Origin of the sequence: Paraflavisolibacter caeni, assembly GCF_025628885.1 — a bacterium.
Lineage (GTDB): Bacteria > Bacteroidota > Bacteroidia > Chitinophagales > Chitinophagaceae > Flavisolibacter > Flavisolibacter caeni.
Map to the genome: position 1 here is coordinate 201,454 of NZ_JAOTIF010000002.1, position 18,180 is coordinate 219,633.

Annotated in this window: 15 protein-coding genes; 9 read left to right on the top strand and 6 right to left on the bottom strand. The window is 43.3% G+C overall.

What is annotated here, in order from left to right; genetic code table 11:
• Nucleotides 1-43 precede the first annotated feature (43 nt).
• Nucleotides 44-724: a lipoprotein signal peptidase gene (locus OCK74_RS04965; RefSeq protein WP_279295900.1), complete on the top strand. Its 681-nt coding sequence runs from the start codon at nt 44-46 to the stop codon at nt 722-724.
• 82 nt (nt 725-806) lie between these two features.
• Here the strand turns inward: OCK74_RS04965 and OCK74_RS04970 are convergent, their stop codons facing one another.
• Nucleotides 807-1,016 carry a hypothetical protein gene (locus OCK74_RS04970; RefSeq protein WP_279295901.1) on the bottom strand — a complete coding sequence of 70 codons (210 nt, stop codon included), beginning with the start codon at nt 1,014-1,016 and terminating at the stop codon, nt 807-809.
• A 146-nt stretch (nt 1,017-1,162) separates the two neighbouring features.
• Nucleotides 1,163-2,563 carry a class II fumarate hydratase gene (gene fumC / locus OCK74_RS04975; protein ID WP_279295902.1) on the bottom strand — a complete coding sequence of 467 codons (1,401 nt, stop codon included), beginning with the start codon at nt 2,561-2,563 and terminating at the stop codon, nt 1,163-1,165.
• A 68-nt stretch (nt 2,564-2,631) separates the two neighbouring features.
• On the opposite strand from fumC, the gene OCK74_RS04980 reads away from it, so the two are divergent.
• The 6 genes from OCK74_RS04980 (at nt 2,632) to OCK74_RS05005 (ending at nt 7,401) form a co-directional block, all read left to right on the top strand.
• Nucleotides 2,632-3,255, top strand: a complete 624-nt coding sequence (locus tag OCK74_RS04980; RefSeq protein ID WP_279295903.1) for a C40 family peptidase — start codon at nt 2,632-2,634, stop codon at nt 3,253-3,255.
• A 53-nt stretch (nt 3,256-3,308) separates the two neighbouring features.
• Nucleotides 3,309-3,758 (top strand): nuclear transport factor 2 family protein, encoded by a 450-nt coding sequence (locus OCK74_RS04985; RefSeq protein WP_279295904.1) that lies wholly within the window; start codon nt 3,309-3,311, stop codon nt 3,756-3,758.
• 125 nt (nt 3,759-3,883) lie between these two features.
• Nucleotides 3,884-4,132: a phosphoribosylformylglycinamidine synthase subunit PurS gene (gene purS / locus OCK74_RS04990; protein ID WP_279295905.1), complete on the top strand. Its 249-nt coding sequence runs from the start codon at nt 3,884-3,886 to the stop codon at nt 4,130-4,132.
• Between the two features lie 27 nt (nt 4,133-4,159).
• Complete coding sequence (gene rsmI / locus OCK74_RS04995) at nt 4,160-4,825, top strand: 16S rRNA (cytidine(1402)-2'-O)-methyltransferase (RefSeq protein WP_279295906.1); 666 nt, start codon at nt 4,160-4,162, stop codon at nt 4,823-4,825.
• 71 nt (nt 4,826-4,896) lie between these two features.
• Nucleotides 4,897-5,343 (top strand): PepSY-like domain-containing protein, encoded by a 447-nt coding sequence (locus OCK74_RS05000; RefSeq protein ID WP_279295907.1) that lies wholly within the window; start codon nt 4,897-4,899, stop codon nt 5,341-5,343.
• A 180-nt stretch (nt 5,344-5,523) separates the two neighbouring features.
• Nucleotides 5,524-7,401: a M1 family metallopeptidase gene (locus OCK74_RS05005; RefSeq protein WP_279295908.1), complete on the top strand. Its 1,878-nt coding sequence runs from the start codon at nt 5,524-5,526 to the stop codon at nt 7,399-7,401.
• Between the two features lie 55 nt (nt 7,402-7,456).
• Here OCK74_RS05005 and rsmG read toward each other — a convergent pair whose 3' ends face one another.
• Nucleotides 7,457-8,104 (bottom strand): 16S rRNA (guanine(527)-N(7))-methyltransferase RsmG, encoded by a 648-nt coding sequence (gene rsmG / locus OCK74_RS05010; protein ID WP_279295909.1) that lies wholly within the window; start codon nt 8,102-8,104, stop codon nt 7,457-7,459.
• Nucleotides 8,105-8,116: 12 nt separating this feature from the next.
• On the bottom strand, nt 8,117-9,238 hold the full coding sequence (locus OCK74_RS05015) for a glycosyltransferase (protein ID WP_279295910.1): 1,122 nt from the start codon (nt 9,236-9,238) through the stop codon (nt 8,117-8,119).
• Between the two features lie 91 nt (nt 9,239-9,329).
• On the opposite strand from OCK74_RS05015, the gene tgt reads away from it, so the two are divergent.
• A complete protein-coding gene (gene tgt, locus OCK74_RS05020) occupies nt 9,330-10,529 on the top strand; it encodes a tRNA guanosine(34) transglycosylase Tgt (protein WP_279295911.1) in 1,200 nt (399 codons plus the stop codon).
• Between the two features lie 14 nt (nt 10,530-10,543).
• On the opposite strand, the gene OCK74_RS05025 is transcribed toward tgt, so the two are convergent.
• Nucleotides 10,544-11,044 (bottom strand): hypothetical protein, encoded by a 501-nt coding sequence (locus OCK74_RS05025; RefSeq protein WP_279295912.1) that lies wholly within the window; start codon nt 11,042-11,044, stop codon nt 10,544-10,546.
• Nucleotides 11,045-11,135: 91 nt separating this feature from the next.
• On the bottom strand, nt 11,136-14,099 hold the full coding sequence (locus tag OCK74_RS05030) for a T9SS type A sorting domain-containing protein (RefSeq protein WP_279295913.1): 2,964 nt from the start codon (nt 14,097-14,099) through the stop codon (nt 11,136-11,138).
• Nucleotides 14,100-14,610: 511 nt separating this feature from the next.
• On the opposite strand from OCK74_RS05030, the gene mfd reads away from it, so the two are divergent.
• Nucleotides 14,611-18,066, top strand: coding sequence for a transcription-repair coupling factor (gene mfd, locus OCK74_RS05035; protein WP_279295914.1), 3,456 nt, complete (start codon nt 14,611-14,613; stop codon nt 18,064-18,066).
• Nucleotides 18,067-18,180 lie beyond the last annotated feature (114 nt).

The window sequence follows — 18,180 nt, forward strand, 5'->3', positions numbered from 1 at the left end:
AGTGCTGCCCTTACCCTTATCTTTGTCAACTTAACTGTTTCAAGTGAAGCTTCGTTCTGCTGTACTAATTATTGTATTGATTATCATTGCCGATCAGGCGCTGAAGGTCTGGATTAAGACCACTTATCCTTTTGGTCATATTGTTGATGTGCTGGGTTTATCCTGGTTCAAGCTGTACTTTATTGAAAATGAAGGCATGGCGTGGGGATGGAAGTTTGGAGGTGAATGGGGAAAAGCCCTGCTTACGCTCTTCAGGCTGGCAGCCGTAATTTTTGGTTCCTGGTATCTTGGCAGGATTGTAAAACAGAAATACTCTAAAGGATTTATAATCTGTGCTGCTCTCATCTATGCAGGTGCTTTAGGAAACCTGATCGATAGCATGTTTTATGGGATGATCTTCGAGAACAGCACGTACTCATATGTTGCTAAGATGTTTCCTAAGGAGGGCTATGCGGGGTTTTTGCATGGTCATGTTGTGGATATGCTCTACTTCCCTATTATTCACTCTACCTATCCTGATTGGATTCCATTCATAGGCGGTAAGGAGTTTGAGTTTTTTAGCCCTATTTTCAATATCGCTGATGCATCCATCTCGATCGGCGTTATTATATTGCTGTTATTTCAAAAGCGTTTCTTCAAAAAGGAGGACGGGGCGGAAGTTCATGCTGCTAAACCTTCCAAAGCTGACATAAGCAGTAATTATGAGTTAGGAAATATCGAATAGTTTACAGAATTTCTGATCAATAAAAAAAGGAGATGTCTATGGGCATCTCCTTTTTAGTGCAAGCAAATCAAAGATTTTGCAGTTATTCATAATTTTCAAACCAGCTTGCATCCCAATCTGCATTTTCTCCTGCAGGCACTAATTCCATTCCGCTGCTATTATAGCTGAACATGCCTCCTTTCGTAAACACCTGTACGGCAGCTATTTCTTTACTATCCGTGTAAACAAGTTCTATTTTTAAAGGCTTTATTTTTTCAGTCTGTGCAGACGTATAAATTGTTTTGTTTTTCATAGTCCTTTTTCTCTTTAGATATACGTAAAATTTTGAGGTTTAGAAAGTTAGTTATAAAGTTTTTTTAAATAACTTTTTATAATAAAAAAGAGAAGCTTTTTAGCTTCTCTTTAACAAACTGAGCAGTAAATCGTTATTCAGACCATTTAATTCAGTTTTCCGACCATATTGCTCGGATCTACCCACTGGTCGAATTCTTCAGGTGTAACATATCCCAGTTTCACCGCCATTTCTTTAAGGGTTGTTCCCTCTTTATGCGCTTTTTGTGCAATTTCAGCTGCTTTATAGTATCCAATCTTGGTATTCAGGGAAGTTACCAGCATCAGTGAATTGTCCACATGCTTTTTGATATTTGCTTCGATAGGCTCAATACCAACGGCACATTTATCATTAAAGCTTACACAGCCTTCTCCAATCAGGCGTGCGCTGTGCAGGAAGTTGTAAATCATGACAGGTTTGAAAACGTTCAATTCAAAATGCCCCATAGAACCGCCAACATTGATAGCTACATCATTACCCAGCACCTGGGCGGCAATCATGGTCAATGCCTCACATTGGGTTGGGTTTACTTTACCCGGCATGATAGATGAACCAGGTTCATTGTCCGGGATGAAAAGCTCGCCGATACCTGACCTGGGACCGGAAGACAGTATGCGGATGTCATTAGCAATTTTCATCAGGCTCACAGCAACTGTTTTTAAAGCGCCATGCGCTTCAACAATGGCATCATGGGCAGCCAGTGATTCAAATTTGTTTTCTGCTGTTATAAAAGGCAATCCTGTTAGTTGAGCAATGTGTTTTGCTACATTTTCAGAGTAGTTTTCAGGGGTATTGATGCCGGTTCCTACTGCTGTGCCACCTAAAGCCAGTTCTGATAAATGTTCCAGGGTATTTTTGATCGCTTTGAGGCCGTGATCCAGTTGAGACACATAACCACTGAACTCTTGTCCAACGGTCAGAGGCGTAGCGTCCATGAAGTGTGTACGGCCAATTTTTACAACATTCATGTATTGCTTGCTCTTTTCTGCCAGGGTATTGCGCAGTTTCTCAATGCCAGGAATAGTTGTCTCAACCAGCATTTTGTAGGCTGCAATATGCATAGCGGTTGGGAATGTGTCATTAGATGACTGTGATTTGTTCACGTCATCATTTGGGTGCAGGACTTTTACAGTATCCGATAATTTTCCTCCGCTCAGCACGTGTGCACGGTAAGCAATTACTTCATTTACATTCATATTGCTTTGGGTGCCGCTACCTGTTTGCCAAACCACAAGAGGAAAATATTCATCCAGCTTCCCTTCTAAAATCTCATCACACACTTTTCCGATCAGGTCACTTTTTTCTTCGGGTAAAACACCTGCTTCAGTATTAGTAATTGCCGCAGCTTTTTTCAAATACGCAAACGCCCTGATAATTTCTTTGGGCATCCGGTTGATATCTTGTGCAATCTTAAAGTTTTCGATGCTTCGCTGGGTTTGGGCGCCATAATATGCATCAACTGGCACTTTTACCTCACCCATAGTATCTTTTTCAATTCTATAGTCCATAAAAAAACTTGGTTTGGGGGCTAAAGTTAGCGTGAAAATTGTATGGATTGGGAGGGAAATAATGAGTTATGAATAGATATCCCTTTTTTCTGATGGCTGTTATTCTCTATATGTCCTGTGATTTTACTTCATTGAATCAAAAAGAGACACCCAAAGACACCGTTTCTTCTACTCTTGATGACTCTGTTGCTATCGATTCTGCAAAAATTAAAGACAGTGCCGTAGAAGTCAACACCAGAATGCTGGACACGGCTGTTCTTCCACCCTCAATAGCTATTGATACAAAAAATGTGCATCCTGAAGAATTGGTTGAATTTGCTGAAACATTGATTGGTACTCCTTACCATTATGCATCTACCGACCCTAAAATAGGGTTTGACTGTTCAGGCTTTATTACTTATGTTTTTAATCACTTTGGAATAGCAGTACCCCGTTCCTCTATTGATTTTACAAATGTTGGCAGAGTGATACCAGTTGATTCTGTAAAAAGGGGCGACTTGATCCTATTTACCGGCACCGACAGCACAGAAGAATTAGTCGGTCACATGGGTATTATCGTTTCAGGAAAGGATAGCGTACAATTTATTCATGCTACATCGGGCAAGGCATATGGCGTAACCATTACTCCTTTAAATAAATATTACCTGAGCCGATTTGTAAAAACCATCCGGGTATTTCCGGAACGGCAATGAATAAACAATTCTTGTTTACCTCTTCCGGCTTATCTTGGCGGAAAATAGCTATTGTGAAAAGTTGCATACTCTCTCTTATTGCTCTCATGTATTGCTTTGGACTGTCTGCTCAATCCAACTATGATGCAGCAACACTTAAAAATGAATTAGATACGCTCAACCGTCAGATAGACCATTGGGTTGTTCAGAAAAATACCGGTCTCCTTAAAAAATATTATGCCGATGATTTCGTGTTCACGCATGGCACAGGGCATGTCGATTCTAAAGCATCCTGGCTGGAGAACGTAGCCAAACCAGGAACGCAATTTGTTTCAAGGCTACATGATTCAACTGCGGTAGAATTGCATCCAAACCTGGCAATTGTAACCGGCACTTTAACCGTAGTACGGAAAACAGCCGCTCCGGGCAGCAACTATGCGGTACGTTATGTACGTGTGTATGCAAGACAAAAAAAGGATTGGCAAATGGTGTCGCACCGTACGGTTTTGCAATGGAGTCTTTGAGTGAGGCAAGCATCTGTTACTCGTTGTCACATGCCGGTACCTGGTAACTATTTATCATTCAACACTCATTATTCTGCATTGACGATTAGCAATTGTTTCTTAGGTTTGCGCCAAATTTTACAAAAATGAAGTATACTGTTCAGGTGAAGGTAATGCCGTTGAAAGAGTTGTTGGATCCTCAGGGAAAAGCTGTAATGGGTGGCTTGAGCAACCTGGGTTTGAAAGCTATTGAAGACGTACGCATCGGAAAGAACATTACCCTGCAGGTAGAGGCCCCTTCAGTAGATGAAGCTCGCCAGGTAGCCGAAGAAGCTAGCAAAAAACTGTTGGCAAACCCGGTTATGGAATACTTCGAAGTCTCTGTCGCTGAATAAGTATCAGGTTAAAATAACTTCATATTGATGCTCTACCTCGTTCCTTCACCTATCGGGAATTTGAAAGACATCACCCTTCGGGCACTGGATGTGTTGCAAGAGGTGGATGTTGTCCTGGCCGAGGATACCCGTACTACATCACGGTTACTCACCCATTACCAGATCAATAAGCCATTGACGCCTTACCATCAGCACAACGAGCATAAGGTTTTGCAACATTTGGTGGAACAAATGATGGCAGGCAAAAAGATGGCTGTTGTTACCGACGCAGGCACGCCGGGTATTTCCGACCCTGCTTTTTTACTGGTACGGGAATGCGTGAAGAATGATATTAAAGTGGAGTGCCTTCCGGGCGCTACTGCTTTTGTTCCCGCTTTGGTGAACAGTGGCCTGCCGATCAATCGCTTTGTATTTGAAGGATTTTTGCCAATAAAAAAAGGCCGCCAGACGTTATTAAAACAACTGGCAGAAGAGGAGCGTACCATGGTGTTCTACGAATCACCGGTACGGCTGGTAAAAACACTGGAAGAGCTCGCTCTTTACTTTGGCGATGATAGGCAATGTTGTGTAAGCCGTGAGCTGACGAAAATGTTTGAAGAAAATAAAAGGGGGCCTTTAAAAGAAGTTGCAGCATATTTTAATTCCAAAACTGTAAAAGGCGAGATTGTGATTGTTGTACAGGGAAAAGAATAAGTGTGTAGTTTATAGTTTTCTTGACGATTAGTGGCATTTTTTATGATCAGAGAAATTTCAAAATATAATTTATGATGCGCAGGATTTTTTCTTTATTGTTACTGCTTTTTCTTTTGAACGCTGTTTCGTTTGGCCAGATCCGTGAAGTACCTGAAGCTGTGCAAGAAGCGTTTGATCATCAGTATCCGGATGCAGACAGTGTAAAATACGAGGACAATTTTGTGAGTGTACAAGTTCATTTTACGCTGAATGGTGAAAGGATGAAAGCTAGTTATACAAACAAAGGCCGCTGGAAAGAAACTGAAAAGGTGTGGAACTTTGAGCAGCTTCCTGCAGATGTGAAAGATGGCTTTGATAAAAGCAAGTATGCTGATTGGCAAATATCTGAAACTAAGATCGTTTACCGTCCTGATGGTGTAGAAAGATACCGTGTTAAAGTTGGAAAGAATGACTTACAGAAGAAATATCTCTTTTTTAATAAGACTGGCCGCTTAGTGGAAGAACTGATTACAATATAATGATCCTGTAATTCTTTATTTTAAGTTTTCAATATTCGAAGACCTATAAGGATTTAAAAACCTTATAGGTCTTTTGTTTTGAGCGAATCTTAACCATATTTTCAATGATTTCATAGCATCGAACAAATTCCTTGTTTACACATTTTTTCGATATTTACCGCTTCATAAATGAACACAGATATGATGATTAAGAAAACGTTGTGCCCGAGTGCTCTACTGCTATTTTCACTAATAATATCACTTAGCCTATTTGCTCAACCTGATCGCTGGCAGCAAAAGGTGAAGTACACAATGAACATTGATATGAATGTTCAAACCAACCGCTATAAAGGAATCCAAAAGTTGGAGTACTGGAACAATTCCCCCGATACTTTAGATCGTGTTTTTTATCATCTCTACTGGAATGCTTTTCAGCCGGGAAGTATGATGGATGCCCGCAGCCAGAGGCAGGGAACTATTGTTTTAGGCCGTGACAAGAATGGTAATATCATCCAGGACTGGGATACAAGGGTGAGAGATCGGATTGCAAATCTGAAAGAAGACGAGATCGGCTACCAGAAAATAGCTTCTATTAAAATGAATGGTCGCTCTCAAAAGATAACCGTTTACGAAACAATTTTGGAAGTAACACTTGATAAGCCCATTTTGCCCAAGACCAAAGTAACCTTTGATATGGAATGGGAAGCGCAGGTGCCATTGCAGATACGCCGCAGTGGTCGTGACAACCCAACGACCAACGTTCGCTACTCCATGAGTCAATGGTATCCTAAAATGGTGGAGTATGATTATGAGGGATGGCACCCAACTCCATATGTAGGCCGTGAATTTTATGGAGTCTGGGGCGATTTTGACGTGACCATAAATATTGATAAGACCTATATTCTTGGTGGCACTGGCTATCTGCAAAATCCTAATGCGATTGGATATGGCTATGAAGACAAGGGGGTGAAAGTTGTTCGTCCGGCTGGCAATAACCTAAGCTGGCATTTCGTAGCGCCTAATGTGCATGACTTTGTTTGGGCCGCAGATCCCGAATTTGTGCACCTGTCTAAAAAGATAAACAACAGGACTACCATACATGTTCTGTATGATGCTACAGACAAACGCAAAGCTGATTGGGAGACCATTATTCCGAGAATGGAAAAAGCATTTCCATTCATTGAGAAGAATTTTGGAGCCTATCCCTACCAGCAATATTCCTTTATACATGGTGGTGACGGAGGGATGGAATACCCTATGGCGACCCTGGTGAGTGGTCCTGGCGACGGTGTGATTTATCACGAATTGATGCATAGCTGGTACCAAGGCATGCTGGGTACTAATGAATCATTGTACCATTGGATGGATGAAGGTTTTGCAACATTCGCAGAAAACAGGATTGTTGGATACATGAATGGTGAACAAGATGTGCAGGCTGGCGAATATGCTGCTTATTTTAATATTGTAAAAAGTGGGAAGGAAGAACCCATGATCACACATGCGGATCACTTCAATACTAACTATGCTTATAGTACTGCGTCCTACAGGAAAGGTGCTATATTCCTGGAACAATTAGGCTATATTGTTGGAGCTCCGGTACGAGATAAAATACTCCTGGAGTATTACCGCCAATGGAGATTCAAACATCCGAACCCCAACGATTTTCTGCGTATTGCTGAAAAGGAAAGCGGGATCATTTTAGACTGGTATAAACAGTATTGGGTAAATACGACCAACACGATTGACTATGGTATTGATAGCCTTTGGGAAGCATCCGGCGCTACCAACATCCGCCTGCGCCGCATAGCGCCAATGCCGATGCCAATCGATGTAAAGGTTACCTTTAAAGACGGGAGCAGTGAATGGCATTATGTACCTATGTACTTGATGTTTGGATCAAAAAGTGCGGAAGAAGGCCAGTCACCACGCAAAACATATGATGCCTGGAAGTGGACGCATGCTACTTACCAGGTATCCACTACACACCGCCTTACAGATATCGTTTCTGTAGAAATTGATCCATCGCAGCGCATGGCAGACCTGGATCGCAAGAATAACCGGCTGGAGCTGAAGTGGTAAATGGTATTGTTGGTCATAAAAAGAACGGTCCGCCTCTGGCGGACCGTTCTTTTTATTATGATACATACAGCAAATACTTCTCCTTAAAATACTCCTCATCAAACAAATGATTGATCTCGATGCTTTTTGGCCTGGCATTGCTTTCCGAGATTTCCTGGGCCAGATCCCCACCTTTCAGGCAAATCAGTCCTGATCTGTAAACTTCTTCTTCATCCTCAGAACTCTTGATGACAAACCTTGAATGCTTCAATAAGGGTTTGCTCCACCTTAGCAGGTCTTTCAAAGGAGCAACAGCACGGGAGACGGCAAAGTCAAACTTCCGGTTTTTGATCTCCTCTGCGCGTGTATGCTGGGTTGTGACATTTTTCAATTCAATGGCATCAGCTATTGCCTCTACTACTTTCAGCTTTTTGCCAATGCTGTCAACAAGGTGAAATTTGATTTCAGGAAAAAAGATAGCCAGTGGTATACCCGGAAAGCCGCCCCCTGTTCCTATATCTATGATCTCAATGCCTTTAGGAAAGTCAAAAGCTGCAGCTATAGCCAGTGAATGCAACACATGCTTTTCATAAAGCCCCTCTATATCCTTTCTTGAAATGACATTTATTTTTTCATTCCAGTCTTTATATAACCCCTCCAGTGCTGCAAACTGCTGCATCTGTTTATCCGTAAAATCAGAAAAATACTTTAGTAAAATATCCATGAATAGTACCTTTTACTTCCATCTCTTCGCCGGTCTCTTCCAGAGCGAAGGCGCAAAAATGATATAGTAGAAAAACATCCAGATGTCCAATACCCAGAACCAACGGAAAAGATCTTCTTCTCCTAATCTCTTCATTGCTTTTTTCCAGATAATGCCAACTACCAGCAAACGTAAGCCAATTGGGATCAACGACCAGCGCCAGTCAAAGAAAATCGCTGACAAGGTGAACAGCGGGTAAAAAAGAAAAAATGAAGAAGTATATAGGCCCAGCAAAAACTTATGGGACGTCTTATAAAATTTGCCGGTCGTATAGTGCCGCGACTTTTGCCGTGTCCAGTCTTTCCACGACTTTTTAGGTGTAGAAAGCGTAAACGCCTCCGGGTCTATCATGATCGCGGTATTGTCCTTGGTGGCTACTTTATTCACAAACAGGTCGTCATCGCCACTCGGAATATGATTGATAGAGGAGAACCCTTTGTTACGGAAGAAAAGGCCCTTACGGTACGCCAGGTTTCTTCCAACTCCCATGTACGGCTTACCCGCCAGTGCATAACTGAAATATTGCAAAGCCGTGTGAAAAGTTTCAAAGCGAATCAGCTTATTTAAAAATCCAGGCAATTTGCGGTAAGCCCCATAACCCAGCACCACCTCAATGCCCGGGGTGAACATATCCTGCATTTTATGCAGCCAGTTTTCGGAAGCTGGTACACAGTCCGCATCTGTAAGCAGAATCACTTCATGTTTTGCTTCCTTGATACCCATCGAAAGCGGAAACTTTTTTCCTTGAATCAGCTTGGCTTCCTGGGATAATTCAATGACCTGCATTTTTCGGAACGTTTTTTGCAGATCAGCGAGCAGGTATTTTGAATCATCAACTGAATTATCATTAACAACAATGACTTCGTTTGTTGTTGGATATTCCTGGAGCAAAACACCTGGAAGATGACGGGCAAGATTCTCATCTTCATCCCGCGCACAAATAATTACTGAGACCGCATGCGTTTGCGACTGCAGTTTGTGCTTTGGTTCATAAACTGCCAGGCGGCGGAAAAAAAATAGGTAATAAAAAAGCTGTATGAGCGTTACAGCTGAAAATGCGTAAAAAATAAAATACTCCCAACGGACGGCGACCATACGGAGGCGAAGATAATACGAAGAAAGTTACAAGTACAGAAGTTCGGCAAATACCGCCCATCAAACGGCTAAATAGAGTAAACCTATAGATATGACCCTATTTGTTTTCCTGTATTCATGCCTATGCTTCAATTCGTATCTTGCGCCCCTTATGCCAGCTTTAGCGTTCGAATTATTAAAAACAGATAGTGGTAGTGCAGCCCGTGCAGGAAAAATTACAACAGACCATGGCGTGATCGAAACGCCTATTTTTATGCCAGTCGGTACCATTGGCAGTGTAAAAGCCGTTTCGCAGCATCAATTGAAGCAGGATGTCAATGCCCAGATCATCCTTGGCAATACCTACCATTTATACCTGCGGCCCGGTATGGAAACAATGCAAGCTGCAGGCGGACTGCACCGCTTCATGAACTGGGATAGACCAATTCTTACCGACAGTGGCGGCTTCCAGGTGTTTTCACTGGCGGCCAACCGGAAGATCAATGAGGAAGGGGTGATGTTTCAAAGTCACATCGATGGCAGCAAGCACCTGTTTACCCCAGAGAAAGTGATGGACATTGAGCGCAACATTGGCGCCGACATCATGATGGCCTTCGATGAATGCCCTCCGGCCAACAGTACTTACAAATATGCTTTGGATTCAATGAAGTTGACCCATCGTTGGCTGGACCGCTGTTTCACTCATTTCAACGCAACTCCCGATAAATGGGGGCATACACAAAACCTCTTTCCTATTGTGCAGGGCGCTGTTTACCACGACCTGCGTAAGGAATCATGCGAATATATTGCTTCCAAAGGGGCTACCGGAAATGCCATCGGCGGCTTAAGTGTAGGCGAACCGGAGCCGGTAATGTATGAGATCTGCCAACTCTGTTGCGAAAACCTGCCTCAGAATAAACCCCGCTACCTGATGGGAGTGGGCACGCCCTGGAATATATTGGAGTGTATTGGATTAGGTATCGACATGTTTGATTGTGTAATGCCAACCCGCAACGGCCGCAATGCCATGCTGTTCACAACAAAAGGTATTATCAATATTGACAATAAAAAGTGGGAAACAGATTTTTCTCCTATAGATGATGGCCTGGATTCTGAAGTAGGCCACTATTATAATAAAGCTTACGTGCGCCATCTGTTTAAAGCTGGGGAGATTCTCGGGCTCACGATTGCATCACTTCAAAACCTGGCCTTCTACCTATGGTTGGTAAAAGAAGCAAGAAAACACATCCTGCAAGGTGATTTCAAGAGCTGGAAAGACGAGATCATTCCGGTACTGAAAACCAGGTTATAAAGATTTCCGACTGATTACTGTAACTGCACTGGGTCTAGGGTTGTAATTCTTTCCTGGGCCTGGTAATGAATCCGTCCATTTGCTTGATACACTACTACAAGCTCATTTTGTTTCGCTAATTCTGCGCCCTCTTGATTTTGGGTTGGTGATGTTTGTACAGGAATCAACTGTAAAACTTTTCCTTCTATTCGGGGTACAAGAATGATGACTGAGTCATTCGTGATCAGCCGTTCAACCGGTGTCGCCGTTTCCTTGGCTTTAACTCCAAACTGTTTCCCTTTTATCCAAAGCGATGTTGGATGTCTTGTAATGCCAGGGGGGACTGCGATAAAAATATAGTATTGCACCTCTGGCTCAGTCGCTTTCCTCACAACTGTTCCTCCCTCTTCCACATCGCGGGCAGGAGCTATGCCCGGAATAACTTTTTGTTCATAGGCATATAAAGTGATGCTGTCTTTCTGCGCATAGCCAGCCAGCTGCAATAAAAGAAGAAGCATCACCAATACATAGTTCATGATATATAGACGTGCGCCATGCAAAAAAGATAAGTCCCTTCCTGTTAAAATATTTTCTATCCGTACATCCTCCCCAAATTCTTCATTCTCCTCATCTCTTCACTACCCTTTGCACAAACTTTTCCTTCCCATCCGAACTGATAATCCGCACTATATACACCCCTGCTGCATACCTGGCCATATCAATGATATTATTTTGGTAGGCCCGGTCCTCCCTGTATACTTCCTGCCCATTAACACTAAATAGCTGTACAGTGATTTTTGTGACCGGCAAAATACCCACCCTGTACCGGACTATGTTGGTAGTTTGAGTAGGGTGCAGGGAGACAATAAAGTCATTGCCATTCCTTGGAGGCTCGGGAATATCACTAGTGTATGAAACAGAATTGCCAATGTCTGCCAAAAAGGCTCCATTACCATGTGTCCCGATCAAAAAACTATTGTCTTCTGGCCGGTTGACCAGGGAGCGGATGATGGCCGTTTTCATCATACCGCTGCCTTCTTTTAACCATTGTGTATTGTTGCCATTAGGTGCGGTGGTGCTATAAAGTCCTACTGATGTACCTACATAAAATTCAACGCCGGTTGTTTTGACAACGATGGCACAACTTTGCGAGGAAAGAGGTGCCAAAGCCCCATCCAGGACACGCCAGGTAGGGTGGTCAGTGGTTGCATTTTCTGTGAAAAATATATTGGGAATATTATTGTTGGCATCATCATAATTGGAAACTACCACTAAAACAGAATCGGGGTTTCTTGGGTTGACCGCGATGCCTGAAACATAGCTTTTGTTGATCATTTGAGAAGGAGTGATGTCGATGGGGAGCTGTGTTGATGCTGCTTTATGAGCACTGTCCAGGCGATAAACACGCCCTTGGTTGGTGCCAAGGAACAAGTATTTGGATCGATGTGGCAACTTACTGATGGCTATGGACGAAAAGTCGTGACCTGATGGTACAGACGTGCCTATGCCAGTCATTTCTGTCCAGCTGGATGGAGTAACCGTAGTAGTAACATTGTTTGTAACAGAGGGCGCATTCTTCGTTCTGAAAAGCTTGTTTCTATTGGTATAATATAGATGTTCAGATGAATCCGGGTCGTTTAAAAATAACGTAAGCCATTGCCCTGATCCGCTGAAGCCACTCGGTGTGATATCACTTAGATCATTATTAACAAAGTCAAGTTTATTAGTTGAAGTATTATACTTCCATGTAAAAGTGCTACGGCTAATATTGCCATTAGAGGTAGAAAAATACCATTGTTGCGTCCATGTGTTTCCATTTTTGGAAAAATTACTCATGGCACAGGCTGCACCATCCCCTGAGCCAATTGATTTATGGCTGCGCTCTGGGAAATCAAGGTTGTACGTCGTACCATTATCCTGTGCACCGCCGATCATCCAGTTAAAGGCTGTATCTGGTATGAGGTTTACAAATTGATATTGCATGGTTTGCAATTCTGCGACATGTGGTGTCCATCGCACCGTGTCTGCTATGTCTGTAGTTCTGCTTTTATGAATCCCTCCGTCATCAGCCGTATATAAAGTGCTGTTATTGCCCGGCGCATAATATATGCCGTGAATGTCAGGATGATGATCGGGGTAAAAGAAACCTGTAGAAAAAAATCCCCTGGCATAGCCTCCGATTCTTCTGAATTTTCTGGCAGGGTTGGTCTCATTCAAGTGCACCCGGTGAACGTTAGTGCCTCCAATAAACAAGATGTTATCATTGTCAGGCTTGGCTGCAATCGACATATTAAACCCGTTGAACTGTGTTGTATAAGGATCGATACCAGACTCCTCGTAGTTGGGTTCATCTGGTACATAGTCGCTTAGGTTGGTCCATGCAAAAATGTCTGTACTGCCCAAAGTGATGTTAGCCCTGAACAAATCGGCTTCAGGTGTTCCTTCTTCAGCATCTTTACCATTTTTATACAGAACAAAAAGTTGGTTGTTGTTACCGTTCATGTTCATAACAATACGGCCCCATTTGCCATATGGCTGCCAGCCACCAACTGAATCTGGCTGTCCTGATTGCCCCCCGGCAATTCTTATCCATGCGTTATTGTTTGCAGTTAATGAATCGCCAGTTGCTGACTCCCAAACGCCTGCTATTTTCCTGTCTGCATTTTCCCCTGTGAAAGCGGCATAGATCCTCGAGCCATCGGAAGGGATAACAATCTCGGTAAGACCTCCCAATGCCCGGTTACCACTACTGGACGATAGAACTGTCTGCCAGCTTTGTCCACCATTGACCGAACGTACGATCCGGTTGTGTATAGCGGCATAAATATGTCCTGTTTTCGGATGAACGGCCAACCGGTGCACCAGGTCAAAGGGAAGATCAAACCGGTTTTGGTTGCCGGTTGCTGTTGTATTTAACTTCGACCAGGTTACTCCGTTATCTGAGCTTTTAAATACCCCAAAGCCAAAAGTTCCGGCAATATCGGCGGCGCTGGTTGGGTAAAATACTTCACCCGAACCGCAATACCAGGTATCTGGTTCGGTAGGGCTTTGTACAATTGTATTAACGCTGCGGATATCATTTTCAGGTGATACAAACGTCCAGGAAGAACCACCGTCTACGCTGCGGAAAATACCGCCGGTAGTTCCGCCTGAGATCATAATGTTGGGGTTGCGGCGGTCAAAGGCAAGTGTACGGCTGCGCCCGGCTATGTTGTTGGGACCAATACTGTTATAGTTATTCAGTACTGTTACATCCTCAGTCCCTAAAATATCAGTCATCCATGGGTTATGTACTTTTATGCGGGACGGGATTTTACTTGCTGCTTCCAATTCCTTCTGGCGGTAGTCTTCTGGAATTTTCCCGGTTATCGGGTTGCGTAGCATCTCGAATTCATGCATCCATCTTTCAGCCGTATAGTCTGCTTTTTCTGCTTCCTCCTTTTCTTCTTCAGACTCTTCGTCATCCTCTGATGCTATCGTAAAGTCCGAAACTGAAATTTTGCCTCTTTCATGAAGCGGGCGGTATAACAAAAATGTTGAGCTAATGGAAAGTGCCAAAAACAAACGGAGAGCCAGCAACTTAAGTTTCATGAAGGTTAATTGAACAGTAAAAGTACTAACCATTTAAAGTACTTAAAAGTAAGTTATATGATTAATAATTGATGTATGCATCCTTCGTTGCTTCAGTATACCATCAGTATACCTTCAGTATACTTAAAGTAGGGCTAGAGTATTCCAACAGCATCCCTCCATTCCCCCTTTACTTATATCTGAACCATACTAACTCCGTACTTGAGCCGTACCATAGGCATACCTAAGCCGTACCATAGCCGTACTTAAGGCTAGGCTACTTCGATCATCCTTCGACCATCTTTCGACTATGCTTCGATCTGAATTGAGCAAATGCCCATAAATAAGGGGAAAACAGCCTACAGGCAGAACGCCCTGAAAGCCCTGAACGGAGTTAGGTGGAGCTGTGCCTAAAGGTACAAAACCAACCCCCACCTTCCAAGTTTTGCTCCCCAACTTCCAACTCCAAACTCCAAACTTCAAATCTCTCAGTCCCGAAATCCCCCAATCCCTCCTTATATTTGCCGTTCGAATGAAGCCGGTGGAGTTATTAGAGATTTGGAAAAATTCACGCTGCCTTTTTAACCTGGCGGACAGACTTACTTTTGCCCAACCCCAACATATTGCAGCAAAAAACCTTCGTGGAAGTGCCTCACAGTTTGTAGCAGCAGCTATATTTCTTCATCCTGCATGCAGTCAGTTGAACCATGTGTTTGTATGTAATGATGAAGAAGAAGCAGCCTATTTCCACAATACGTTGGAGAACCTGACAGAAGCCCTCAATATATTATATTTTCCTTCTTCCTTTAAGAACAGGAAGAACTATCGTTTGCTCAACTCTTCTCACGTTATGTTGCGAACAGAAGCGCTGACAAAGTTTTCTGCGGGCACAGGTAACCGTGTGGGGGCGTTGGTAACCTATCCCGAAGCTCTTTTTGAAAAGGTGGTGATTCCCAAAGCCATTTCCAGCAATATTATCAGCATCAAAACCAATGATGTCCTGGACACTGACGAGTTGTTTGAAAAGCTAGTAAACTTTGGCTTTGAACGCACCGATTTTGTTTATGAACCCGGTCAGTTTGCTGTTCGTGGTGGCATTCTTGATATTTACTCTTTTGGTAATGAAAAGCCTTACCGTATAGAATTGTTCGGTAATGATGTTGACTCAATACGTATTATCGATCCTGAGACACAGCTTAGTGAACGTCGCCTGTTACAGGTAAGCATAATTCCCAACGTCGACACGCAGTTTGAAGACGAGGATAAAGTTTCTTTGCTGGAGTTTTTGCCAGAGAATACTGTCTTTTGGATTCAAGACCAGGAATTGACTATTGAAAAGCTGCTGACCAGTGAAGAGGATCTGCAGTTGTTTCTGGAAATGTTGGCATCAAAGGCTAAAGATCAGGGGCCGAAAGGCAAGGGAAAAGGCAAAGAGCAGGAGGAAGAAGAAGATGAAAAACTGGTAAAGAAATATGTTTCCCTTGATGAATTCATAACAGCCAGCGACTTTGAAAAGCTACTGCAGCAAAAGCATACTGTTCAATTCGGGCATCAATCTGCAAACAGCCATCAGCTTTTTGAAATAGAATTCAATACAAAAGAACAACCCGCCTTCAACCGCCAGTTCGACATGTTGATGAAAGACCTGAAAGGGTGGGAGAGCAGGGGCTTTCAGTTGAACCTGTTTGCGGAAAATCCTAAGCAACTGGAACGGCTATATACCATCTTCACCGACCTGAAAGAAGAAATCCATTTTAACCCGGTAGCAACTGCCATTCATGAGGGTTTTATTGATGAAGACCTGAAAGTGGTTTGCTACACTGACCACCAGATTTTCCAGCGTTATCACAAATACAAGGTCAAGCAGGCATACAATAAGAACAAAGCATTAACCCTCCGTGCTTTGCGGGAATTGCAACCCGGTGATTATGTGACGCATATCGATCACGGTGTAGGGGTGTACAGTGGACTGCAAAAGATTGAAGTAAACGGAAAGCTGCAAGAGGCGGTCCGTATTATTTATAAAGACAGCGATATTCTGTATGTCAACATCAACTCGCTGCACAAGATTGCCAAATACACAGGCAAGGAAGGCTCTGTCCCGAAAGTGAATAAGTTAGGTTCAGATGCCTGGACGAAACTGAAAGAGAAGACCAAGACTAAGGTGAAGGAAATCGCCTTCGACCTGATCAAGCTGTATGCCCAAAGAAAAGCAGAGCAAGGATTTCAGTATGCTCCGGATACCTACCTGCAAACGGAGCTTGAGGCATCATTCATATACGAAGACACGCCAGATCAAAGCAAGGCTACTGCCGATGTAAAGAAAGATATGGAGTCTCCTTCACCTATGGACCGCCTGGTTTGTGGTGATGTTGGCTTTGGTAAAACTGAGATTGCTGTTCGGGCGGCTTTTAAAGCAGTAACCGACGGCAAGCAGGCTGCTGTACTGGTGCCTACAACGATCTTGGCCTTCCAGCACTATAAAACTTTTAGCGAACGTCTGAAGGACTTCCCGGTAACGGTAGATTATGTCAACCGCTTCAAGTCTGCCAAGGACAAAAAGGAAACTTATAAAAAGCTGGAAGAAGGTAAGATCGATATTATTGTAGGTACGCATGCACTTTTGGGTAAAGAAGTAAAGTTTAAAGATCTTGGTCTGCTGGTAATTGATGAAGAGCAGAAGTTTGGCGTGGCGCACAAGGAGAAGATCAAAACCCTGCGCACCAATATTGATGCATTGACCCTGACGGCTACGCCAATTCCCCGGACCTTGCAGTTTAGTTTGATGGGCGCCAGGGACCTTTCCATCATGAACACCCCGCCTCCTAACCGTCAGCCCATTCAAACTGAGGTTAGGGTGTATAATGAAGATTTTGTGCGAGATGCTATTTACTTCGAAACGGAACGCGGAGGACAGGTATTCTTTATTCATAACCGCGTTCAGGGGTTAGGCGAAATGACGGCCATCATTCGCGGCTTATGTCCCGACCTGAGCGTAGGCCTTGCCCACGGTCAAATGGAAGGCCATGAACTGGAAGAGCATATCCTGGACTTTATCGATAAGAAATATGATGTGCTGGTTTGTACCAACATCGTAGAAAGTGGCGTGGACATCCCGAATGTGAATACAATTATTGTGAACAATGCCCACCAATTTGGTCTGAGTGATCTGCACCAGTTGAGGGGGCGTGTAGGACGCAGCAATAAAAAGGCTTTCTGTTACCTCGTGGCTCCGCCCATGAGTACATTGCCTAACGATTCCCGCAAACGCCTGCAAACCCTGGAGCAGCACAGCGAACTGGGCAGCGGTTTCCAGATCGCTATGCGTGACCTGGACATTCGTGGCGCCGGTAACTTGTTGGGTGGTGAGCAAAGTGGCTTCATGGCCGAAATTGGCTTTGAGATGTATCAGAAGGTTCTAAATGAAGCTATCCGTGAGCTAAAGCGTTCCGACTTTAAAGAACTATTCAAGGAGGAAATTTCAAAGCAGGATGATTACGTTCAGGATTGTACCATAGACACTGACCTTGAAATTTTGATTCCTGATAGTTATGTAGAAAATATTACAGAGCGCCTTTCTTTGTATTCCCGCCTGGACAACTGTGATACAGATGAAGAATTGAAAGAAATGGAGCACGAACTGCACGATCGTTTTGGGGCTTTGCCTTCCCAGGTGAAGGACCTGTTTGTTACCGTGCAGTGCCGTAAGTTGGCCATAGACCTGGGGTTTGAGAAAATGTCCCTGAAAGAAGATACCCTCCGTTGTTATTTCATCAATAGACCAGACTCGCCGTTTTTTGAATCAGAAACTTTCCATGCTATTTTGGGTTACCTACAAACCGGTACGAATAAAGCAAGACTGAAGCAGGTAGGTAAGTTGTTTCTACTGATAGCCGAACCCGTTAAAAGCATGCAGGAATTATACGATTTCTTGAAGCGTATGCACAACGAAGTGAGCCAAAAAAGGATGGTTACACTCAATAATTAATAAGGTCTATATACTTCTATAGAAATTTTTTAAGCCTTTGCGGTTTTAAATATCTTGTACTTGCCTTAGTTTTTTGCTATTAACAATAAGTATTATTAATGAATATTATTATTC

Excerpts from the sequence above, each read along its gene's own strand:
- OCK74_RS05015 (WP_279295910.1), bottom strand. The coding sequence starts at position 9,238 with ATGGTCGCCGTCCGTTGGGAGTATTTTATTTTTTACGCATTTTCAGCT.
- rsmI (WP_279295906.1), top strand. The coding sequence starts at position 4,160 with ATGCTCTACCTCGTTCCTTCACCTATCGGGAATTTGAAAGACATCACC.
- fumC (WP_279295902.1), bottom strand. The coding sequence starts at position 2,563 with ATGGACTATAGAATTGAAAAAGATACTATGGGTGAGGTAAAAGTGCCA.
- OCK74_RS05005 (WP_279295908.1), top strand. The coding sequence starts at position 5,524 with ATGATGATTAAGAAAACGTTGTGCCCGAGTGCTCTACTGCTATTTTCA.
- OCK74_RS05025 (WP_279295912.1), bottom strand. The coding sequence starts at position 11,044 with ATGAACTATGTATTGGTGATGCTTCTTCTTTTATTGCAGCTGGCTGGC.
- rsmG (WP_279295909.1), bottom strand. The coding sequence starts at position 8,104 with ATGGATATTTTACTAAAGTATTTTTCTGATTTTACGGATAAACAGATG.
- OCK74_RS05030 (WP_279295913.1), bottom strand. The coding sequence starts at position 14,099 with ATGAAACTTAAGTTGCTGGCTCTCCGTTTGTTTTTGGCACTTTCCATT.
- tgt (WP_279295911.1), top strand. The coding sequence starts at position 9,330 with ATGACCCTATTTGTTTTCCTGTATTCATGCCTATGCTTCAATTCGTAT.
- OCK74_RS04970 (WP_279295901.1), bottom strand. The coding sequence starts at position 1,016 with ATGAAAAACAAAACAATTTATACGTCTGCACAGACTGAAAAAATAAAG.
- OCK74_RS04980 (WP_279295903.1), top strand. The coding sequence starts at position 2,632 with ATGAATAGATATCCCTTTTTTCTGATGGCTGTTATTCTCTATATGTCC.
- mfd (WP_279295914.1), top strand. The coding sequence starts at position 14,611 with ATGAAGCCGGTGGAGTTATTAGAGATTTGGAAAAATTCACGCTGCCTT.
- OCK74_RS05000 (WP_279295907.1), top strand. The coding sequence starts at position 4,897 with ATGATGCGCAGGATTTTTTCTTTATTGTTACTGCTTTTTCTTTTGAAC.
- purS (WP_279295905.1), top strand. The coding sequence starts at position 3,884 with ATGAAGTATACTGTTCAGGTGAAGGTAATGCCGTTGAAAGAGTTGTTG.